At 44.9% G+C, this 19,537-nt stretch carries 15 protein-coding genes and 2 pseudogenes; 9 read left to right on the top strand and 8 right to left on the bottom strand.

The features are described from left to right. Nucleotides 1-285: 285 nt before the first annotated feature. Both Q5076_RS14925 and Q5076_RS14930 read left to right on the top strand, forming a co-directional pair. A complete protein-coding gene (locus Q5076_RS14925; protein WP_303014424.1) occupies nucleotides 286-441 on the top strand; it encodes an Arm DNA-binding domain-containing protein in 156 nt (51 codons plus the stop codon). 198 nt (nucleotides 442-639) lie between these two features. Then, a pseudogene (locus Q5076_RS14930) lies at nucleotides 640-1,007 on the top strand (phage integrase SAM-like domain-containing protein). On the opposite strand, the gene Q5076_RS14935 reads toward Q5076_RS14930, so the two are convergent. After that, nucleotides 979-1,581, bottom strand: coding sequence for a hypothetical protein (locus Q5076_RS14935; RefSeq protein ID WP_303014403.1), 603 nt, complete (start codon nucleotides 1,579-1,581; stop codon nucleotides 979-981). The pseudogene Q5076_RS14930 and the gene Q5076_RS14935 sit on opposite strands and share 29 nt — an antisense overlap. Nucleotides 1,582-1,790: 209 nt before the next feature. On the opposite strand from Q5076_RS14935, the pseudogene Q5076_RS14940 reads away from it, so the two are divergent. The 7 genes and pseudogenes from Q5076_RS14940 to Q5076_RS14970 form a co-directional block, all read left to right on the top strand. Further along, nucleotides 1,791-1,928 (top strand): annotated as a pseudogene (locus Q5076_RS14940) (DUF3871 family protein); the annotation flags it as partial. Between the two features lie 1,044 nt (nucleotides 1,929-2,972). Next, nucleotides 2,973-3,527, top strand: coding sequence for an RNA polymerase sigma-70 factor (locus Q5076_RS14945; RefSeq protein ID WP_303014404.1), 555 nt, complete (start codon nucleotides 2,973-2,975; stop codon nucleotides 3,525-3,527). A gap of 56 nt (nucleotides 3,528-3,583) precedes the next feature. Next, complete coding sequence (locus tag Q5076_RS14950) at nucleotides 3,584-4,573, top strand: FecR family protein (RefSeq protein ID WP_303014405.1); 990 nt, start codon at nucleotides 3,584-3,586, stop codon at nucleotides 4,571-4,573. A 155-nt stretch (nucleotides 4,574-4,728) separates the two neighbouring features. Further along, nucleotides 4,729-8,049, top strand: coding sequence for a TonB-dependent receptor (locus tag Q5076_RS14955; RefSeq protein WP_303014406.1), 3,321 nt, complete (start codon nucleotides 4,729-4,731; stop codon nucleotides 8,047-8,049). Between the two features lie 6 nt (nucleotides 8,050-8,055). Continuing rightward, nucleotides 8,056-9,696 (top strand): RagB/SusD family nutrient uptake outer membrane protein, encoded by a 1,641-nt coding sequence (locus tag Q5076_RS14960; protein ID WP_303014407.1) that lies wholly within the window; start codon nucleotides 8,056-8,058, stop codon nucleotides 9,694-9,696. A gap of 12 nt (nucleotides 9,697-9,708) precedes the next feature. Beyond that, nucleotides 9,709-10,881 (top strand): glycoside hydrolase family 18, encoded by a 1,173-nt coding sequence (locus Q5076_RS14965; RefSeq protein ID WP_303014408.1) that lies wholly within the window; start codon nucleotides 9,709-9,711, stop codon nucleotides 10,879-10,881. Continuing rightward, the gene (locus Q5076_RS14970) at nucleotides 10,878-12,062 is read left to right on the top strand and encodes a DUF1735 and LamG domain-containing protein (protein WP_303014409.1); all 1,185 of its coding nucleotides are present in this window, start codon (nucleotides 10,878-10,880) and stop codon (nucleotides 12,060-12,062) included. Before Q5076_RS14965 ends, Q5076_RS14970 begins: the two co-directional genes overlap by 4 nt. A 359-nt stretch (nucleotides 12,063-12,421) precedes the next feature. Here Q5076_RS14970 and Q5076_RS14975 read toward each other — a convergent pair whose 3' ends face one another. The 7 genes from Q5076_RS14975 to Q5076_RS15005 all read right to left on the bottom strand — a co-directional run bounded on the left by Q5076_RS14975 (nucleotide 12,422) and on the right by Q5076_RS15005 (nucleotide 19,515). Continuing rightward, entirely contained in the window at nucleotides 12,422-14,077 is a 1,656-nt protein-coding gene (locus Q5076_RS14975) for an AMP-binding protein (RefSeq protein ID WP_303014410.1), read from the bottom strand. Between the two features lie 7 nt (nucleotides 14,078-14,084). Continuing rightward, nucleotides 14,085-14,639, bottom strand: a complete 555-nt coding sequence (locus Q5076_RS14980; protein WP_303014411.1) for a helix-turn-helix domain-containing protein — start codon at nucleotides 14,637-14,639, stop codon at nucleotides 14,085-14,087. A 65-nt stretch (nucleotides 14,640-14,704) separates the two neighbouring features. Further along, entirely contained in the window at nucleotides 14,705-15,478 is a 774-nt protein-coding gene (gene proC / locus Q5076_RS14985) for a pyrroline-5-carboxylate reductase (protein WP_303014412.1), read from the bottom strand. A gap of 136 nt (nucleotides 15,479-15,614) precedes the next feature. Further along, nucleotides 15,615-16,736 carry an aspartate aminotransferase family protein gene (locus Q5076_RS14990; RefSeq protein WP_303014413.1) on the bottom strand — a complete coding sequence of 374 codons (1,122 nt, stop codon included), beginning with the start codon at nucleotides 16,734-16,736 and terminating at the stop codon, nucleotides 15,615-15,617. 13 nt (nucleotides 16,737-16,749) lie between these two features. Continuing rightward, the gene (argC, locus tag Q5076_RS14995; protein WP_303014414.1) at nucleotides 16,750-17,718 is read right to left on the bottom strand and encodes an N-acetyl-gamma-glutamyl-phosphate reductase; all 969 of its coding nucleotides are present in this window, start codon (nucleotides 17,716-17,718) and stop codon (nucleotides 16,750-16,752) included. Beyond that, nucleotides 17,715-18,923, bottom strand: a complete 1,209-nt coding sequence (locus Q5076_RS15000) for an argininosuccinate synthase (protein WP_303014415.1) — start codon at nucleotides 18,921-18,923, stop codon at nucleotides 17,715-17,717. Before Q5076_RS15000 ends, argC begins: the two co-directional genes overlap by 4 nt. Nucleotides 18,924-18,936: 13 nt before the next feature. Next, nucleotides 18,937-19,515: a GNAT family N-acetyltransferase gene (locus tag Q5076_RS15005; RefSeq protein ID WP_303014416.1), complete on the bottom strand. Its 579-nt coding sequence runs from the start codon at nucleotides 19,513-19,515 to the stop codon at nucleotides 18,937-18,939. Nucleotides 19,516-19,537: the final 22 nt, after the last annotated feature.

Genomic DNA, 19,537 nt, shown 5'->3' on the forward strand with positions numbered 1-19,537 from the left:
ACTTAAAATCCCTTGGCCATTGCGGCTGTGCGGGTTCAAGTCCCGCTTCGAGTACTCGGTAAGGCTTCGTAAATCATTGATTTACGGAGCCTTTTAATTTATCCGTTTATCACTGTTCATCCTGTCTCAAATTATGGGTCAACGTAAATTATGATTTAAGCCCGTTTCTAGGTTGATTTATACGACTTATGTAAACCAAGATGTAAACCGGAAATGTGTATGAACGCATCAGTTAATATGCTGTTTTACAGGTTTAAAACTCTTAGTAATGGTGAGCATCCATTAATGATTTGTGTGTGCAAAGACGGTAAACGGAAGTATGTCGGTCTTGGAATCTCTGTAAATCCTAAATATTGGGATTTTAAGAAGAATAGTCCTAAGAGTAGTTGTCCTAATAGGGAACAGTTAATTAAGATTATTAATGAACAGGGACAGAAGTAAGCTGAACGTGTACTGGAGTTCTCTGCGGAGAAACGGCAATACTCGTCTGCTATTTTGATTGAAGCGGTTACTCCAGTACAGAAGGTTAGAACGGTCGGTGAACTATTTGATGGATATATAGTTCAACCTAAAGATGAAGGTAGGTTAGGGTATGCGCTTTCTGTATAGCAGGTATATAATTCTCTGTTGAAATATAGAGTGCATTTGGATATATACTTCTCTGAAATAGATGTAAATTGGTTGAAAATGTATGAATCGTGGTTGAGACGTTGTGGTTGGCAGATAACACTATTGGTATTTGTTTCAGAACATTGCGGGCTGTTTATAATTTAGCTTTGATTGAAGGAGTAGTGAAAGTAGATTGCTATCCATCTAAGAAGTATAAAGTATCTAAGTTACATAAAGAAACAGCTAAGCGTGTCATAACAAAGGAACAGGTTAAGCAAGTCATAGAGTATGATGTATCGGGGGCACGTTTTTATAAGAGATTGGCGGTTGATATGTTTACATTCTCTTATTTAATGGGTGGTATTAACTTCACAGATATGGGCATTTCTTTACTCTGATTTGAGTGTCAATAAAATACAAATCCTTGTCAATACCATACAGCACATTGTTGGGGACGACATCAAACACTTCATATTGGTCGTTATGAAACTCGTCTATATAATCCATTTCAAAGCCGAGCGCTTCCATGTATTCGGCAATTTCGTCTTCTGTCGCTTCCCGTTCTGCCAATATGTAAGGTTGTATGAGAACTGCACAGAACTCCTGGCGGCTGTTATAAGAAAAGCCAATCATCTGATAGGGTACATTACTAAAGAACTTATTGTGTGCGGTAATACGAATGAAGAAATTCTCCAAATCATCCCCGGCGTACTCAAAGTTGTTCAGCTTGATAACAGACGATTTACCGTCATGGAACACTTCATTCTCACCGCCCTTATCCATGTAGGTAATGTTGAAGTGTGACAAGTCAATCCATAAGTCGTTGGCGTTGGCAAATTCTATCAGTTCTTTAATTTGCCTTCTCTTATAGCCCTCTGTTGGTTCAACTTCTCCTGCTGCTTCCTTACTTCTTCCGGTGATACAGGCTGCTTGCTCCAAGAGATTATTGATTGGCGGGTACGCTCTATCCATTGCTTGTGAAATTCATTAATGTATTCCATAATTCATATAATTATGAGTTTATGCAAATGTAGCCAATCTATTTGAATCTGACAATATAAAGATGTTATTAACGATTGGAACAATCCTAATTGTACCTACCTATAGTCTTAATGCCACAGTTCTTTATTGGATTATTAATACTGACTGTGATTTGCTTAGTTTTCAGGCAGAGGAACTTTTACAACTTGCTCACAGGTACTGATAAGAACAGCTATATAGATTTATTCTTGGATAGAACCTATAATGCTATAGAGTTGGCAACGGATATATGTTCCGTTTTACATGGTGACAACAAATATCAGTGTTTTTTTAATTAATGGTAATTTAATATCTGAAAAAGATATAATTAAACAAAGGCAGCATTTGAAATATAATTCACTTGCTGCCTTTAATTTACTTCCTTCTCTTCTTAACTAACTTGTGCTTATCCTTCTTAGATGAATTTGAGAATAGCTGTTCTATCATCTCCCTTGTCACAGGTCTGTATATAATATCTGTATATGCAGTTTCTCTAATCTCTTGTGGTAGACTTCTCTGTCACTCTCATATTAGGGTTAATGTCAATAGATTGGTAATTGAATTATCTACTGTAAAGATACTAAAGAGTGGGGGAAGAACACAATGTTAGGAACGCTATCTTAAATACGGTACAACAGATATGTTTAAATGCAACTATTCCATACTCTATTAGACAGTAAATAAGGAATCGGCGATTAAACTATTATTGAATATCAATTACTTTCCTTACACTATTAATACTACCTTATTATTATAGGATATATTTATATAATCCCCCTATCTATGAAAGATTGAATAGTTGTATTATATGAATAATTCACTACCTTTGTAACGTAGGCGAATCCTACGAAGAGATTATTAACTTATTGAACAACTAATCTTGCTTTATATGGTTTGATGTAAACCAATATGTGAACCGGAGCATAATTAGTGTAGGAAGATTTATATAGCTCTCATTGTAATATGTTGATTATTAATAGTATATTGCAATAATACTCGACCGGCTAAGTCGCCGGCAAGAAGGACTTAAAATCCCTTGGCCATTGCGGCTGTGCGGGTTCAAGTCCCGCTTCGAGTACAATTTCCTTGTAAGGCTTTGCGAATCGATGATTTGTAAAGCCTTTTGTTTTTTATATAACATTACGAATTCATATCGGATTCATAGGAAGTCCTGGTTTAGCTCGGTTCAAAAACTAGGTACAAGTCTGTTGAATGTGTATATTTTATTGTGTTATTAATATTTTGTTTTGCTTACAAATTATATTTTGAAATAATTATATTATTGATATAACCTTAGTACAAAACACCTGCTTTCACTATTGAAATCGGAAAATACAGGATTGATGGAGAATGAAAATGAACAAATAGAGCTGAAGTTTCAACGTTTTTTTACTGCGAACTTTCCAAAGGTGAAAAACTTTGCTCAGATGTTGCTTAAATCGGAAACTGAAGCGGAAGATGTGGCCCAGGATGTTTTTTGTAAGCTTTGGTTACAACCAGAGATTTGGTTGGATAGTGAGAAGGACTTGGACAATTATATCTTTATAATGACTAGAAATATGGTCCTGAACATATTTAAGCATCAGCAAATAGAGCAAGAATACCAGGATGAGGTCACTGAAAAGGCGCTTCTTTGTGAGTTGACCGAGAAAGAAGAGATATTGAATAATGTGTATTACGAGGAGATGCTGATGATTCTTCAACTCTCTTTGGAAAGGATGCCTAAGCGCCGGAGGCTGATATTCGAGCTCAGCCGTTTCAAAGGATTGAGTCATAAGGAAATTGCGGAAAAACTCAATGTATCTATCCGTACCATAGAGCATCATGTCTATCTGGCATTAGTAGACTTGAAGAAAGTACTTCTCTTTGCGTTTTTTTTCTCCGGTATTTTTAAGTAGTGTGTTTGTAATAATTGTATTTAGTATATAAAGCCCAAAAGGAAAGAAAAAGAGTGATGAAAAATTATATTCAACAACTTGTGGAATTATTCGGACATGGCGACTATTCGGCCGGTACACGGAAGAGAGTACAGCGGTGGTTGTCTGATGAAGAACATCCGGAGGAGAAGAATGAAGCGCTCCGCGTACTTTGGAGGGAGGCCGGAGAGCAAGGACTCCCGCGAGGAATGGAACGCTCGATACGAAGAATGCAACGGAACATCGGAATGCAGTCCGGTACTTCCGGTAAAAGAATTCAATTGTTGATATGGAGAGTGGCAGCCATTTTCTTGTTAGCAGTTTCATCCGTTTCGGTTTATTTGGTGCTGGAGAAAGACAGGCCGCAAAAAGATTTGCTTGAATATTATATACCGACGGCTGAAATACGCGAATTGACTTTACCCGACGGCACACAAGTGATACTGAACTCAAAAAGCACTTTGCTGTATCCCGACCGGTTTGACGGAGAGACCCGGAGCGTATATTTGATAGGTGAGGCGAGTTTCAAGGTTAGGCCGGATAAGAAGCATCCTTTTGTTGTGAAGTCGAATGATTTTCAAGTCACCGCTTTGGGAACGGAGTTTAACGTGAATGCATATCCGGAGAATGACGAACAGACTGCAACTTTATTGGAAGGAAGCGTGAAAGTGGAGTTCAATAACCTTACGGCGAGTGTGATATTAAAGCCTAATCAGCAATTGGCATATAATAAACAGGCTAAGATACCAGACTTGCGGCTGCCTGATGTAGAAGACGTGACAGCATGGCAGCGCGGTGAGTTAGTGTTCAGCAATATGTATTTGGAGGATATTTTTACCGGTCTTGAACGGAAGTTCCCTTATGCGTTTATTTATAGCCTTCATAGCCTGACAGACAATACATATAGTTTCCGTTTTCAGAAACAAGTGACTTTGGAAGAAGTCATGGAAATCATAGTGCAGGTGGCAGGGGATATCAAATACGTAATCAAGGGAAATAAATGCTATATAACAAATATAAATAAATAGATTGTAAAACCTTAAAACTTAATATTATGCGGAAAAATATCCGGAAGGAATGCCCGTTCCTTCCGGATGTGAAATCAATCTTCTTTAATATTAGCGTGTATTGACGCTATTCTGAATGCTCCTAGAATAATAACCAATTAACTAATACTAAAAAGATGCTACAAATTTACGAAAAAATAGCAGATTTGATTGCTCAAAAGCGAGTCTTTCTTACTTTTTTAAGTTTGTTATTGATACAGACTCTTGCTTTTACTCAAAATGATGGTAGGATAACTATCCAACAGAAAAATATCACTGTGATTGATGCATTGAAAACTGTGGAAAAACAGTCTAAAATGTCCATAAACTATAGTGATTCCCAGTTGAAAGGAAAAGAAATAGCCCGGTTGGACTTGCAGAACGCTTCGGTGACGGCTTCGCTAGACGCCATATTGGAGGGGACAGGTTTCTCATATCAAGTCAATGGCAGTTATATTGTAATTATTGAAAAGAAACCGGCTGTTATACAAGTCGTCAAAGACGTCAAAGGAAAAGTGGCTGATGAAAATGGCGAGCCGCTGATTGGAGTGAATATATCGGTAGACGGTAGTTCTACGGGTACGATTACCGATTTTGACGGAAACTTTATCATCAAAGCGCCGGAAAATTCCCTTATTAAAGTATCCTATATCGGGTATGCCACCCAGATGGTTCCTGTTTCCGGGAAAGAGTTTTACCGGATTGTGATGAAACAGGATACCGAGGTGCTGGATGAAGTCGTTGTTACGGCATTGGGTATCAAGCGGGCGGAAAAGGCATTGTCTTATAACGTACAACAGGTAAAAGGAGATGAGCTGACTGCGGTGAAAGATGCCAACTTTGTAAACTCGTTGAACGGTAAGATAGCCGGTGTGAGTATCAATAAAAGCGCCAGCGGTGTCGGCGGTGCGACCCGAGTCGTCATGCGTGGTTCCAAATCTATTGAAGGAGATAACAATGCCCTGTATGTAGTGGATGGCATCCCTTTGTTTAATACGAATATGGGAAATACGGATAGCGGCATCATGGGAGAAGGCAAGGCAGGGACCGAAGGCATAGCCGACTTCAACCCAGAAGACATCGAGAGCATTTCCGTGTTGAGCGGTCCTTCGGCTGCCGCCCTCTATGGTAGCAACGCTGCGAACGGAGTTATCCTGATTACTACTAAAAAAGGCAAAGAAGGAAAACTGCAATTGTCATTCTCTTCTTCATCCGAATTCAGTAAAGCATATATGACGCCTGAATTCCAGAATACGTATGGAAACAAAGACGGCATGTTCGAAAGCTGGGGCGACAAACTGGCGACTCCCACTTCGTATGACCCGAAGAATGATTTCTTCCATACAGGGACTAACTTTATCAATTCACTGACATTGTCCACCGGTACGAAACAGAACCAGACCTTTGCCTCCATTTCATCTACGAATTCGAAAGGAATTGTTCCCAACAATGAATATGATCGTCTGAATTTTACGATTCGCAATACGGCGACTTTCCTTGACGACAAGTTACAGTTAGATTTGGGAGCGTCTTATGTGAAACAGAAAGATAAAAATATGGTCTCTCAAGGACAGTATTGGAATCCGGTGATGGCGGCTTACCTATTTCCGCGCGGCGAGAATTTCGAGGCGGTTAAAACATTCGAGCGTTATGACCAGAGCCGTAATATCCCGGTCCAGTACTGGCCGGTCTCCGATGCGACATACGGTTCGCAGAACCCGTACTGGACTGCTTACCGCAATCTTGCGACGAATGATAAGAGCCGTTATATGTTTAATGTCGGCCTGACCTATAAGATTACGGATTGGTTGAATGCGGCCACCCGTTACCGGATGGATGACACCTATGTCCAATTCGAACGCAAGGTTTACGCCACTTCCGACCAGAAATTCGCGGAAGGTAAAAAAGGATTATATGATTATAGCAACTACAAAGACCGTCAGGAATATGCCGATTTTATGCTGAATATAAGCAAACAGTTGAAGGATTTTAATATTTCCGCCAATCTTGGCTATAGCTATTCCAACTATTGGTCTTTAGCCAGAGGATATAAAGGGACTTTGTTGGGGGTGACTAATTTGTTTGCCGTCAGCAATATCGACCCGGCCAACGGACGTATTTCCGAGACGGGCGGTGACAGCCGCGTGCGCAATCATGCCCTCTTTGCCAATATTGAGTTAGGTTGGAAAAGCATGGTTTACCTGACTCTGACCGGTCGTAATGACTGGAACTCGCGTCTGGTAAACACAAGCGAAGAATCTTTCTTCTATCCGTCAATCGGTTTGTCCGGCATTATCTCCGAAATGGTGAAGTTGCCCGAATTCATTTCCTATTTAAAGATACGCGGTTCCTATACGGAAGTAGGGGCGCCGGTTTCGGAATCGGGGCTTACTCCGGGGACGGTCACGACACCGATTACCGGCGGCGCGTTGGTTCCCACAGGCATCTATCCGTTTACGGATTTCAAGGCAGAACGCACCCGTTCTTACGAATTGGGGGTGAGTCTCCGCTTGTGGAAAAAACTGACGGCGGAAGTTACTTATTATAAGTCGAACACATATAATCAGACATTTATCGGCGATTTGCCGGAAGCCAGCGGTTACAAACAAATTTATCTACAGGCGGGCAATGTGGAGAATCGCGGTTGGGAAGCCTCGTTGGGATATAGCGATACGTTCAAAGATTTCAGCTTTTCTTCAAACCTGACCTTCTCCCGTAATATCAATGAGATAAAAGAAATGGTCGAGAACTATCATACCGCCATGAGCCCGGAACCCATAAATGTGCCGGAAGTGCAAAAAGACAACGGACGTGTTATTTTGAAAGTCGGCGGCAGCATCCACGATATTTACGCCAATACTTTCTTGAAGAAAGACAGCCAGGGGTATGTCGAGATTAAAGCAGACGGTTCATACGGTCTGGAAACAGGCAAGCCGGTTTTCCTGGGCAAAACCTCGCCGGATTTCAATCTGGGTTGGAATAACTCCTTCGCCTATAAAGGATTCGGATTGAGCTTTTTGATTAACGGGCGTTTCGGCGGTGTGGTAACCTCCTCCACACAAGCAATCCTGGATCGGTTTGGTGTCTCTAAGACAACGGCGGATGCGCGTGAGGCAGGAGGGGCCTTATTGCCGGGACAAGGAAGGATAGATGCGCAGAAGTACTACCAGATGATAGGTACGGGGAATTATACCACCTCCGGATACTATGTCTATAGCGCCACGAATGTCCGTTTGCAAGAGCTGACCTTGAGCTACAAATTCCCCAATCTTTGGTTTAGGAACGTACTGAAAGACGTAACACTGTCATTTATCGCCAATAATCCTTGGATGCTTTATTGCAAGGCTCCGCATGATCCTGAACTGACTCCGTCTACCGGAACCTATGGGCAGGGCAATGACTATTTCATGCAACCGAGCGTGAGAAGTTTCGGTTTCGGTATCAAATTTAAACTGTAATGTATCATGAAAAAGATAAATCAATATAAGTTATTCGCAGGGGCATACATCCTGATATGTCTGGCTGCCTGTGATTTTGAAGAAATAAACACGAATCCTTTCGAAATGACCGATGAAATGGGGATACGGGACGGGGTCGCCGTAGGAGGAGCCATTCTGGCTATGGAGAGGACAGTGCTTCCGGTTGGAACCCAGGCCGATGATACCAAAGTCATCAACCAGTATGAAACATCCTATAATCTGTCAGCCGATTCGTGGAGCGGATATTTCGGGCAAAACAACGACTGGGAAAGCGGTTATAACAATACAACCTATTATCTGTACGACGATTGGGTTTCCGCGACATACAGGAACTCGTACACCGAGTTGCTCGCCTCCTGGAAATCGGTAAAAATCGAAACGGAAAAGACCGGAGCATCAGAACTTTTCGCTTTAGCTCAGATATTGAAGATTTCCGCATGGCATAAAACACTGGAGACTTTTGGCCCGATTCCCTATACGCATGCGGGAGAGTCCATGTTGGTGATACCCTTCGATAGCGAGAAAGATGCGTATGCCGCCATATTCACGGAACTGACGGCCGCCATAGACGAATTGGCTCCTTTGGCGGAACAGGGAGGGGCTATTGTTGCCGATTATGATGCCGTATATGCCGGTGATGCGAAAAAATGGGTGAAATATGCCAACTCCCTGATGCTTCGGCTGGCGATGCGTATCAGTTATGTCGATGAAGAAACCGCTAAGAAGTATGCATTGCAAGCTTTGCAACATCCGATTGGAGTCATGGCTGTTAAAAGCGATGAAGCCCAGATGAGCAACGGTGCGGGTATGGTATTCCGCAATAATATCGAGTGGTTGTCCGAGCAGTATAACGATTGCCGCATGGGCTCCTCTATGTTTTCTTATTTATTAGGCTATGAAGACCCGCGTTTAAGCGCCTATTTCAAATCCTCGGCAAGCAAATATGCCGAAGAAGCCTTTGACGGAGAAAAATACCAGGCAGTTCCTCCGGGAAATACGAAAGGCCAGAATGATACCTATACGGCATTTTCAAAACCTAATTTGACGACAACGACACCCACTTACTGGATGCGTGCTTCGGAAGTTTACTTCCTGAGAGCGGAAGCCGCCTTGAGATGGGAAGGTAAATTCGGGGATGCGGCGTCCTTGTATAAACAAGGAGTCGCAATGTCTTTTGAGGAGAACGGCGTCAGTGAATCCGTAGATGATTATCTGGATACGGACAATGAACCGGTTGCGCACGATATGAAGGCAGGCGGCAATTATAGCTATTATGCGTCAAAGCCGACCGGCGCGACGACCGGATTCAGTGGAACCGATGAAGAAAAACTGGAAAAGATAATGATTCAGAAATGGATCGCTTTATACCCGAACGGGCAAGAAGCGTGGACGGAATGGAGAAGGACCGGTTATCCGAAGTTGAATCCCGTACAGAGAAATAACGGACAAGGGCAGGGCGTAACTTCCCAGGGAGGCATTCGCCGTATGGTTTATCCGAACAGCTTCTCGCAATCGGATGCTGCCGGTGTGGCTAATTACAATGCAGCGGTCAGTTTGCTTAAAGTTGCCGAGGATTCGCCGATAACCAAGCTTTGGTGGGATTGTAAAACAGATGTCTACGAATAAACTATGAATAATATGAAAATGTTAAGAAAACTATTATATATGATTCCTTTGGCAGGAATGATTCTCACATCATGCGTTGAAGTGGAAAGTGAGGAATTCGAACATATTGGCGGCTATAATACAATGGATAATGCGGAAAGCGAACAGTATTATGCGGAACTCCGTGCCTGGAAAGAAACGGGGCACAACTACGGCCGGCCTGTCTCTTTCGGATGGTTCAGCAACTGGTCGCCGGCAGGACCTATCCGTAAAGGCTATCTGGCATCGTTGCCGGATAGTATTGACATGGTATCGATGTGGAGCAATCCGTTTGATATGGATGAGGCTAAAATTGCGGATAAGAATATCTTCCAGCAGAAAAAAGGCGGTAAAATCTTCGCATGTTTTATTTTACATAACATCGGTAAAGGAATCACCCCTTCGTCGGTTTCGGAGAAAGTGCAGGCTGAAAACCCGGATGCTTCCAGTGACGAGCTGAATGAGATGATAACCAAAGCGACAGAAGAATATTGGGGATTTACCAGCGGAGAACACGGGACGGAAGACCACATTGCAGCTATCCGGAAATATGCCAGAGCGATGGCCGACAAGATTGTCGCTACCGGATATGACGGTCTGGATATTGACTGGGAACCCAGTGGCGGTGGAGACCACGGAGTCGGTAGCCTGATTGACCCCAATCCCGTCTATATCCCCAAATTGAGAGACTATGATTACGGGAAATATCTTCATGTTTTTGTGGAAGAATTAGGAAAATATTTTGGTCCGTTGGCTACGGAACGTCCGGACGGCAAGTATTACTATTTGGCTATTGACGGTGAAATCTGGCATGTAACCAAAGAATCGGCCCCTTACTTTGATTATTTTATCAGCCAGGCCTATTATTCGTTCAGCGGTGAATCCAGGATTAACCAGGTGAGAGACTGGTGCGAAGAATACTATGATACCCGCAAGCATATCCTGACGGAAGATTTCGAGCGGAACTGGAACAGCGGGGGCGTTTTGTTGGACTGGGCCGGATTTAATTCCGTACAGGGTCCGAAAGGGGGTGTGGGAGCCTATCGTTTGGATAATGATTATGATAATACGCCTGATTACAAATACATGCGTCAGGCTATACAGATTAACCAGCAGGTTTACCGGGAGTATATTAAAGAACATTCTAATAATACAGAACAGCAATGAAACGAATCCGATTATCATATACAACAGCATTAGCCATCCTGATTCTCTTATGTGCCGGATGCAACGATAGTGAAAGCGATTTACTGGAAGCAAAATTATACTTTGAAAATGACGTGATAAAGGTGGAAGTGGAAGCGGATACCTACGAATGTGAGCTGACTTCGCGTCTGTCAAAGATGGCTGGGAACGATGTGAACGTAAGTTATCAGATTGGCGACCGGAGCCTTGTCGAGAAGTACAACCAGAAACACGGGACCAATGCGCAATTGATGGCTGCCGGTAACTATGCGATAGAGGAAAGCTCCTCCGTGATAAAAGCCGGTGAGCTTTATACCGAACCTTGCGAGTTATCTTTAAAGAATATAACGAAAGGGGAAGACGGGATGACCTATATCCTTCCGGTGGTTGCAAGTACTTCCGATGCCGCACTGATAGATGGTTCGAATGTCACTTATATCGTCGTCAAGAAACCGATAATAATCAATCGCGTATATGAATTCGGAAGCAGATGGTTGGATGTGCGTTTGCCGACCGCTTATAAAGAAATGTCCTCCGTCACATACGAAGCATTGCTTTATGCGACCTCCTGGAAAAACCTGGGGACGATTATGGGAAATGAAGGCAATCTGATTTTGCGTACAGGCGACTTGAATCATCCGGATAATGAACTTCAAATAGCAGGAGAATTTGCGATGCAGATTGACGAAGCCACCTGTACTGCATACCAGAAAGGAAAATGGTATCATGTAGCGTTTACCTATGATGCTTCGGCGGCGGTGGGAAACATATACCTGAACGGGGTGCAGGTCGCCACTAAACCGGGAGGTTCCAAACCCTTTAATTTGAATGAGCGGTTCTGTATCGGTTACGCTTATGATTTTGACCGCTATCGCAAATGGAACGGGTATATGAGTGAAGTACGCCTGTGGTCGGTGGCCCGTACTGCTAACCAGATTCGCGAAAGCATGATGTATGTAGACCCGAATTCGGACGGGCTGGTCGGTTATTGGAAACTGAACGGGGAAGATTATGAGAACCGGGACGGCGTATGGTATGTATTAGACCAATCCCCGAACCATTATGATGCGACCTCAAATAGCGGTTTGCGGGGCGAGAACGCAGGTTCCAGCCAGACTTATCGCGAGCCGATTGTGAAAGAGTTAAGAGTGGAGCTTAAATAAACCGGGATTAATTGCCGGTTGAGCTGAAAAGGCTGTCTCCTGTTCCTGTTTTTTGCGACATTTACATTTACGACATTATAAATATCTAATGAAAATATAAATGTATATTGGGAAAGAAAAGCTACAGTGAACAGATTTTGGGACAGCCTTGCTATTGATATCTACAAGCCCCAAAAGGCAATCCCCTCAATCTTATCATCTCCATAGGGATATTCATAGAAAAAATAAAGGCAACTAACTCATTGCGAATTAGTTGCCTTTTTGTACCATTGAATGTCCCTTCATTGAATGTCCCTCCATAGAGTCACGGTTGAAGCTAAAAATGAAGGAAGATTCCTTATTCAATAAATCCTTGTCATTTATTTCTCGTCATTCTGGCGGATTTCCACCCGGCGGATTTTTCCACTGATAGTTTTCGGCAGTTCCTCGACAAATTCAATGACCCGCGGATATTTGTAAGGAGCGGTCACCTTCTTTACGTGGGTTTGCAACTCCTTAACCAGTTCTTCTCCGGCGCGCGCCTTATAATCTTTAGATAAAACAATCGTTGCTTTCACCACCTGGCCGCGAATCTCGTCGGGTACTCCCGTAATGGCACATTCCACGACAGCCGGGTGAGTCATCAATGCACTTTCCACTTCAAACGGGCCGATGCGGTAGCCGGAACTCTTGATAACATCATCTGCACGGCCTACGAACCAAAGATAGCCGTCCTCGTCTTTCCAAGCGACATCTCCGGTGTAGTAAATGCCGTCGTGCCACGCCTCGCGGGTACGTTCCGCATCCCGGTAATACTCTTTAAAAAGTCCGAGAGGCTTGCCTTTGCCGGTGCGGATAACGATTTGTCCTTGTTCGCCGGCTTCGACAGAACGGCCTTCATAGTCAATCAAGTCCACGTCATATTGAGGATTCGGCAGTCCCATGCTTCCTGGTTTGGGTTCCATCCAAGGCATAGTCGCTATAGTCAGCGTCGTTTCCGTTTGCCCGAATCCTTCCATCAGCTTGATACCTGTCAGTTTCTTGAAAGTCTCGAATACGGCAGGGTTCAAAGCCTCTCCGGCGATGGTACAGTATTTGAGAGAAGACAAGTCGTATTTTGTCAAATCTTCATGAATCAGGAAACGGAAAATCGTAGGAGGTGCGCAGAGTGAAGTGACATGATAATCATGAATCTTCTGCAGGATATCTCCCGGAGTAAACTTCTCATGGTCATAAACAAAAATGTTTGCCCCGGCAATCCACTGCCCGTAAAGTTTTCCCCATACAGCCTTTCCCCAACCGGTATCGGCAATGGTGAGATGAAGACTGTCTTCGTTCAGGTTGTGCCAGAAACTGCCCGTAACGATATGTCCCAAAGGATAAGTGAAATCGTGCGCCACCATCTTCGGCTCTCCGGTAGTGCCGGACGTAAAATACATGAGCGAGATGTCGTCGTTCGTATTTGCATGCCTGGGGCGGACAAAAGGAGCGGCATTCTCGATACCCTGGTGGAAATCTTCGAATCCTTCCGGAACTTCAGGCCCTACGCTGACCAGCTTCTCCACAGTCGGGCATTCGGGCATGGCATCTTTGACATGTTGCAGGATAATCTCCTCCCCCGCCGCCACAATCATTTTAATATCAGCGGCGTTGCAACGATAAACAATATCCTTTTTAGTCAGTAAGTGGGTAGCCGGAATAACAGTCGCCCCCAGTTTATGAAGAGCCACGATGCTGTACCAGAATTCATAACGGCGTTTTAGAATCAGCATAACCATGTCGCCCCGGCTGACGCCCAAGCTTTGGAAATAGGAAGCCGTCATATCCGTATAACGTTTCATATCGGCAAATGAAAACTGGCGGCTTTCACCTTTGTCATTAGTCCAGAGCAAAGCTTTTTTGTCAGGCTGTTCGGCAGCCCAGGCATCTACCACGTCATAACCGAAATTGAAATTCTCGGGAACACTTATTTTCAGGTTCTTGATAAAATCCTCCTGTGAAGCAAAGGAGGTCTGCGATAAAAATCTTTCTACCATGATATTATTACATAATTACTGCCAGAAAACGTACCGTTTTGCCGTCGAGCGCTTTCATGCCGTGTGGAAGTTTGGAATTGAAATAAATGCTGTCGCCTTGGTTGAGGATAATGTCCTTGCCATCGATGTTGATAAGCATGCGGCCCTCGATTATGAGATTGAATTCCTGTCCGTTATGCTTGTTGTAATGGATAGGCTCGTCGTTATCTTTCGGCTCGACGGTGACGATGAAAGGATCGGCGGTACGGTTGATGAAGCCCGACGCCAGTGATTGGTACTTGTAGGCTTTGGTACGTTCGATACTGACACCCTTGCCCGCACGGGTCACGAAATAACTGCTCATTTTAGGCTCTTCGCCAAACATCAGGGCATCGAGGGCGATGTTGTAAGTACGCGCAATCTTTTGCAGCATACTGACGGAAATATCGTAATCGCCGGTTTCTGCGAGCCGGTATTCTTCAGCGGATATGTCGCTGTCGCGGGCGATATCCTCAGCGGTCAGTTCCAGTACGTCGCGCAATCCGCGGAGGCGTTCTGCTATTTGTTTAATCTGGTCGTTCATATTTTAAAATTATAAGTTTATGTCTTTTTGAATATTTTGAACAGTCTCGTTTCAAAGTCCGGAAACTATCGGGAAGCCTTCATCGCCTTGATGACGGCAGATGTGAAACCATTGTGCTCCAGCTCGTTGATACCTTTAATCGTGATTCCTCCCGGAGTAGTGACTTTGTCTATTTCCACACTGGGATGAGTGTCGTTATTCTGAATCAGCGCAGCCGCTCCTTTCAGGGATTGCGCAATCATGTCCCTTGCATCCTTGGGCCGGATTCCCATTTCGATTCCCGCCTGCATGGCAGCCTGGACATATTTTAGCACATAAGCGATGCCGCAAGACGCCAATGCCGTGCCCGCCGCTATCTTATCTTCGGGAATGAGCATGACCGTACCCATCTCGCTGAATAACCGGAGGATGAATTTCTCCTGTTCGTCGTTCGTATTGCGTGCGGCGATGAGCGTCATGCTCTCCAGCTCGCTGATGGCGGTATTCGGAATCAGGCGGAACATAGGCATTTCCGGTGCTATTACATAATGTGCCAATGCCTCGAAACTGATGCCGGCAGCTACGGATATGAGTATTTGTTTACTCTTCAGTTTTAATTCGCGCATTACAGGTTCCACAAACCAAGGCTTTACAGCCAGGATTACGATATCCGCGCCGGCTGCCGCTTCCGTATTATTCTGGGTGGTATGGATTCCCGGAAACTCCTGTTTCAGTAATTCCAGTTTTCCGGTACTGGGGTTAGACACGATGATATCTGAATCTTTTATCAGACTTCCCTTTGCCAGGCCGCGGGCTATTGAGCCGCCCATATTGCCTGCACCGATAATGGCTATTTTCATAAGCGCTTGTTTTAAATGAGTTGTCACAGACAAAGGTAACAGTAAATAACGAAAAAACAAAAAGCAGCCCGGATAAGAAATGGATTTCCTGTAGAGGCTGCTTTTATTATTGGCTGTTTATTAATCAAATGAGCGGTTAGAGTACTTTTCTAAACCGTACAAGAAACTCGTTCGCTTCCTCCATGCTGAGACAGAGAGGCGGCAATAAGCGGAGTACGTTCGTTCCGCTTGCTCCGGTAAATACATGCTCGTCATGGATAAGGCGGCTGCGCAACTCTTTAACCGGTTTCTCAAATTCAAGTCCGATCATCAGCCCTCGTCCGCGCACTTCTTTGATTTGAGGGAACTTTTTAAGCTCTTCCAACAGGAAACCGCCTACCAGGCCGGCGTTTTCCACCAGTTTATCCTGCTCGATTACGTCCATGACGGCGAGAGCAGCCGAACATGCCAGATGGTTTCCGCCGAAAGTCGTTCCCAGTTGCCCGTGTACCGGTTTGAATATCGGGCTAATCAGTACGCCTGCCATTGGGAAACCGTTACCGATTCCTTTGGCTACGGTGATGATATCCGGTTTTATGCCGTTGTACTGGTGAGCGAAAAATTTGCCGCTGCGCCCGTATCCGCTCTGTATCTCGTCCAGAATCAGAATCGTGCCGGTTTCGCTGCAAGCCTTGCGGAGCGCCTGCATGAATTCGTCGGTCGGAATCTTGATGCCGCCTACCCCCTGAATGCCTTCAATGATAACGGCGCATACGTCTCCTTTGGACAGCTCCTGTTCCATAGCCCCGATGTCATTCAAGGGAAGATAGCTCACATGCCTGTTATCATTGATTGGAGCGATGATAGACGGGTTGTCGGTCGCTTCCACCGCCAGGGAAGTACGTCCGTGGAAAGCCTTGTTGAAAGACACCACTCTGGTGCGCCCGTTATGGAAAGACGCAAGTTTCAAAGCATTCTCATTCGCTTCGGCCCCGCTGTTGATAAGGAAAAGGCTATAATCTTCATAACCGGAAATCCTTCCCAGCCGTTCGGCCACCTGCTGCTGGAGTTTGTTGATAACGGAGTTCGAATAAAAGCCGAGGCTGGCAACCTGTTTGCCGACCATTTCCACATAGTGCGGATGGGCGTGTCCGATGGAAATGACGGCATGGCCTCCGTAGAGGTCCAGATATTCCGTGCCGTTCTCGTCCCAGACATGACAGCCTTTCCCTTTTACTATGTTGATGTCGTATAATGGATATACATCGAATAATTTCATAATTCTTCTGATTTTAAAAAGCTGAAGGTTTCAGGCACAGTCCTACGGTCTCTTCCAGGTTGAACATCAGGTTCATATTATGGACAGCCTGTCCGCTGGCGCCTTTCAGCAAGTTGTCGATACAAGAGATAATCAATAACTTATCCCCGTGTTTCTCCAGGTGTATCAGACATTTGTTCGTGTTGACAACCTGTTTAAGGTCTATATTTTTATCTACGATATGCACGAATGAGTCTTTGGCGTAATATTCTTCATACATGCGGACGATTTCTTCGATAGCTACTTTGGTCTTTACCACCAGAGTGGCGAAAATGCCGCGCGGGAAGTCGCCACGGTATGGAATGAAATCTATGTCAGAGTCGAAACTGTTCTGCAACTGTTTCAGAGACTGCTTGATTTCCGGAATATGCTGATGCTCGAACGCCTTGTACACGCTGATATTGTTGTTTCTCCAACTGAAATGGCCGGTAGCGCTCGGTTTCACGCCGGCGCCCGTACTGCCGGTGATGGCATTTACCGTAATGTCGTCCGTCAGCATCAGGTTCTTTGCCAGCGGGAGCAGCCCCAGTTGGATACAAGTCGCAAAACAGCCGGGGTTGGCTACATGTTTGGCAGTGCACGTAGCCCGGCGGTTCAGTTCCGGCAATCCGTAAATAAAGTCATGCTCATCGCTCTTGATGCGGTAATCCATAGAAAGGTCAATGATTTTCAAGTCTTCCGGCAGATGATGGCTTTCCATGAATTTCTTCGTATCCCCGTGGGCCGTACAGAAAAAGAGCACGTCTATTTCATTCAAGGGCAACTGGTCGGTAAACCTTAAATCCGTCTCCCCGTACAGTCCCTCATGCACGTCGGTAATTTTGTTTCCGGCATTACTGCTGCTGTTTACAAATACGATTTCAGTATCCGGATGGTTAAGCAGCAGGCGGATTAATTCGCCTGCCGTATATCCTGCGCCGCCAATGATTCCTACCTTAATCATATTTCTTCATCTTTGTGGTTATTGTAGTAAACACGTAACGGGGTAGAAGTCACCTTGATGAAACCTTTGGCATCTTCGGCGGTCCAGCCCTTCTGCATCTCACCGTATTCGCCGAATTTCGTTTTCACGAGATCGTCCTTCGATTCCACCCCGACCGTCGAGAAAGAAAGCGGGCGGAGTTCGAGGATAGCCGTACCGTTCACGTTACGCTGGCTCTCTTGCAGCATCGCTTCGATGTCGCGCATAACCGGTTCGAGATATTGGCTTTCGTGAAGGAACATGCCATACCAGTTGGCTACCTGGTCTTTCCAGTACTGCTGCCATTTGCTCAACGTATATTTCTCGAGGAAACGGTGAGCACCGATAATCAGCATGGGAGCGGCGGCTTCGAATCCTACCCGTCCTTTGATTCCGATAATCGTATCTCCCACATGCATGTCGCGGCCTATGCCGTAGGCAGCGCCGATTTCCTCCACTTTTTGAATCGCTTTAATCGGGTCGTCGAATTTCTCGTCATTGACAGCCTTCAATTCCCCCTTCTCGAAAGTCAGACGGAGCTGTTCGCTGCCCTCTTTCCTGACATGTTTCAGATAAGCGCTTTCCGGCAATCCCTGTGCGGAATCCAGAATTTCGCCGCCACAGATGGAAGTACCCCATATACCTACGTTATAAGAATATTTCAGTTTGGTGAAATCTGCGCTGAAACCGTGTTTGTTCAGATAGTCGATTTCCTCCTGGCGGCTTAGCGCCATGTCACGGGTCAGGGTGATGATTTCCACGTTCGGAGCCAAAACCAGGAAAGTCATGTCGAAGCGAATCTGGTCGTTGCCGGCTCCGGTAGAACCGTGGGCGATGGCGTCCGCGCCCACTTCGTTTGCATAACGCGCGATAGCCAATGCCTGAAAGATACGTTCCGAACTGACGGAAATAGGATAAGTCCCGTTACGCAGCACATTTCCGAACACCATATATTTCAGGCTTTTCTCATAATACTCCTGGGTAACGTCCAGTGTCACATACTTCACCGCCCCCAGTTTGTAGGCGTTTTCCTCATTCGTTTTCAGTTGTTCTTCGCTGAAACCGCCCGTATTGGCGCAAGCTGCATATACTTCATAACCCTTTTCCTTGGCGAGGTACATGACGGTGAACGATGTGTCCAGGCCGCCGCTGAATGCCACCACTACTTTTTTCTTTTTTTCTTCCATAGTGCTGTATTTTTTAGATAATATTTCTTTCTTGTTCTTTTTTCATGTTCCGCGGGTCCTGCGGGTCATACAACATGGCCGTGCAGATGCAGAATTTACGGTTCTTGGCTACCAGGATATCATGGTTGATGCATCCCTCACATCCTTTCCAGAAAGCCTCGTCGTCTGTCAGCTCATTGAAAGTGACGGGAACATAACCGAGTTCGGTATTCATTTTCATCACGGCCGCCCCGGAAGTCAGGCTGAATATTTTAGCTTTCGGCCACCGGAGGCGTGCCAGCGTGAAAGATGCCTGTTTAATGCGTTTTGCCAGTCCTAATCCCCGGAAGTCGGGGTGCACAATCAGTCCGGAGGTGGCTACATACTGTTTGTTTCCCCAGGATTCGATATAAGTAAATCCGGCGAATGTATCACCGCAGAGCGCAATAATGGCTTTGCCTTCCTTCATCTTTGTCGCTACGTATTCGTGTGTCCGTTCTGCAATTCCGGTCCCGCGTACGGCGGCAGCCTTTCTGATTGTATCCAAAATAGTGTCAACATATACCTCATGCGAGGCGTCGGCTACCATAACATCTATTTGTTGAGTATCCATTTCTTTATATATAAATATGTAC

It is taken from the genome of uncultured Bacteroides sp. (genome assembly GCF_958445495.1).
Classification (GTDB): Bacteria; Bacteroidota; Bacteroidia; order Bacteroidales; family Bacteroidaceae; genus Bacteroides.

Bases quoted from the DNA above. Each gene is read 5' to 3' on its own strand.
- Q5076_RS14970 (WP_303014409.1), top strand. From the start codon at position 10,878: ATGAAACGAATCCGATTATCATATACAACAGCATTAGCCATCCTGATT.
- Q5076_RS14975 (WP_303014410.1), bottom strand. From the start codon at position 14,077: ATGGTAGAAAGATTTTTATCGCAGACCTCCTTTGCTTCACAGGAGGAT.
- Q5076_RS14950 (WP_303014405.1), top strand. From the start codon at position 3,584: ATGAAAAATTATATTCAACAACTTGTGGAATTATTCGGACATGGCGAC.
- Q5076_RS15000 (WP_303014415.1), bottom strand. From the start codon at position 18,923: ATGGAAGAAAAAAAGAAAAAAGTAGTGGTGGCATTCAGCGGCGGCCTG.
- proC (WP_303014412.1), bottom strand. From the start codon at position 15,478: ATGAAAATAGCCATTATCGGTGCAGGCAATATGGGCGGCTCAATAGCC.
- Q5076_RS14990 (WP_303014413.1), bottom strand. From the start codon at position 16,736: ATGAAATTATTCGATGTATATCCATTATACGACATCAACATAGTAAAA.
- Q5076_RS15005 (WP_303014416.1), bottom strand. From the start codon at position 19,515: ATGGATACTCAACAAATAGATGTTATGGTAGCCGACGCCTCGCATGAG.
- Q5076_RS14955 (WP_303014406.1), top strand. From the start codon at position 4,729: ATGCTACAAATTTACGAAAAAATAGCAGATTTGATTGCTCAAAAGCGA.
- Q5076_RS14945 (WP_303014404.1), top strand. From the start codon at position 2,973: ATGGAGAATGAAAATGAACAAATAGAGCTGAAGTTTCAACGTTTTTTT.
- Q5076_RS14965 (WP_303014408.1), top strand. From the start codon at position 9,709: ATGAAAATGTTAAGAAAACTATTATATATGATTCCTTTGGCAGGAATG.
- Q5076_RS14925 (WP_303014424.1), top strand. From the start codon at position 286: ATGATTTGTGTGTGCAAAGACGGTAAACGGAAGTATGTCGGTCTTGGA.
- Q5076_RS14935 (WP_303014403.1), bottom strand. From the start codon at position 1,581: ATGGATAGAGCGTACCCGCCAATCAATAATCTCTTGGAGCAAGCAGCC.
- Q5076_RS14960 (WP_303014407.1), top strand. From the start codon at position 8,056: ATGAAAAAGATAAATCAATATAAGTTATTCGCAGGGGCATACATCCTG.
- Q5076_RS14980 (WP_303014411.1), bottom strand. From the start codon at position 14,639: ATGAACGACCAGATTAAACAAATAGCAGAACGCCTCCGCGGATTGCGC.
- argC (WP_303014414.1), bottom strand. From the start codon at position 17,718: ATGATTAAGGTAGGAATCATTGGCGGCGCAGGATATACGGCAGGCGAA.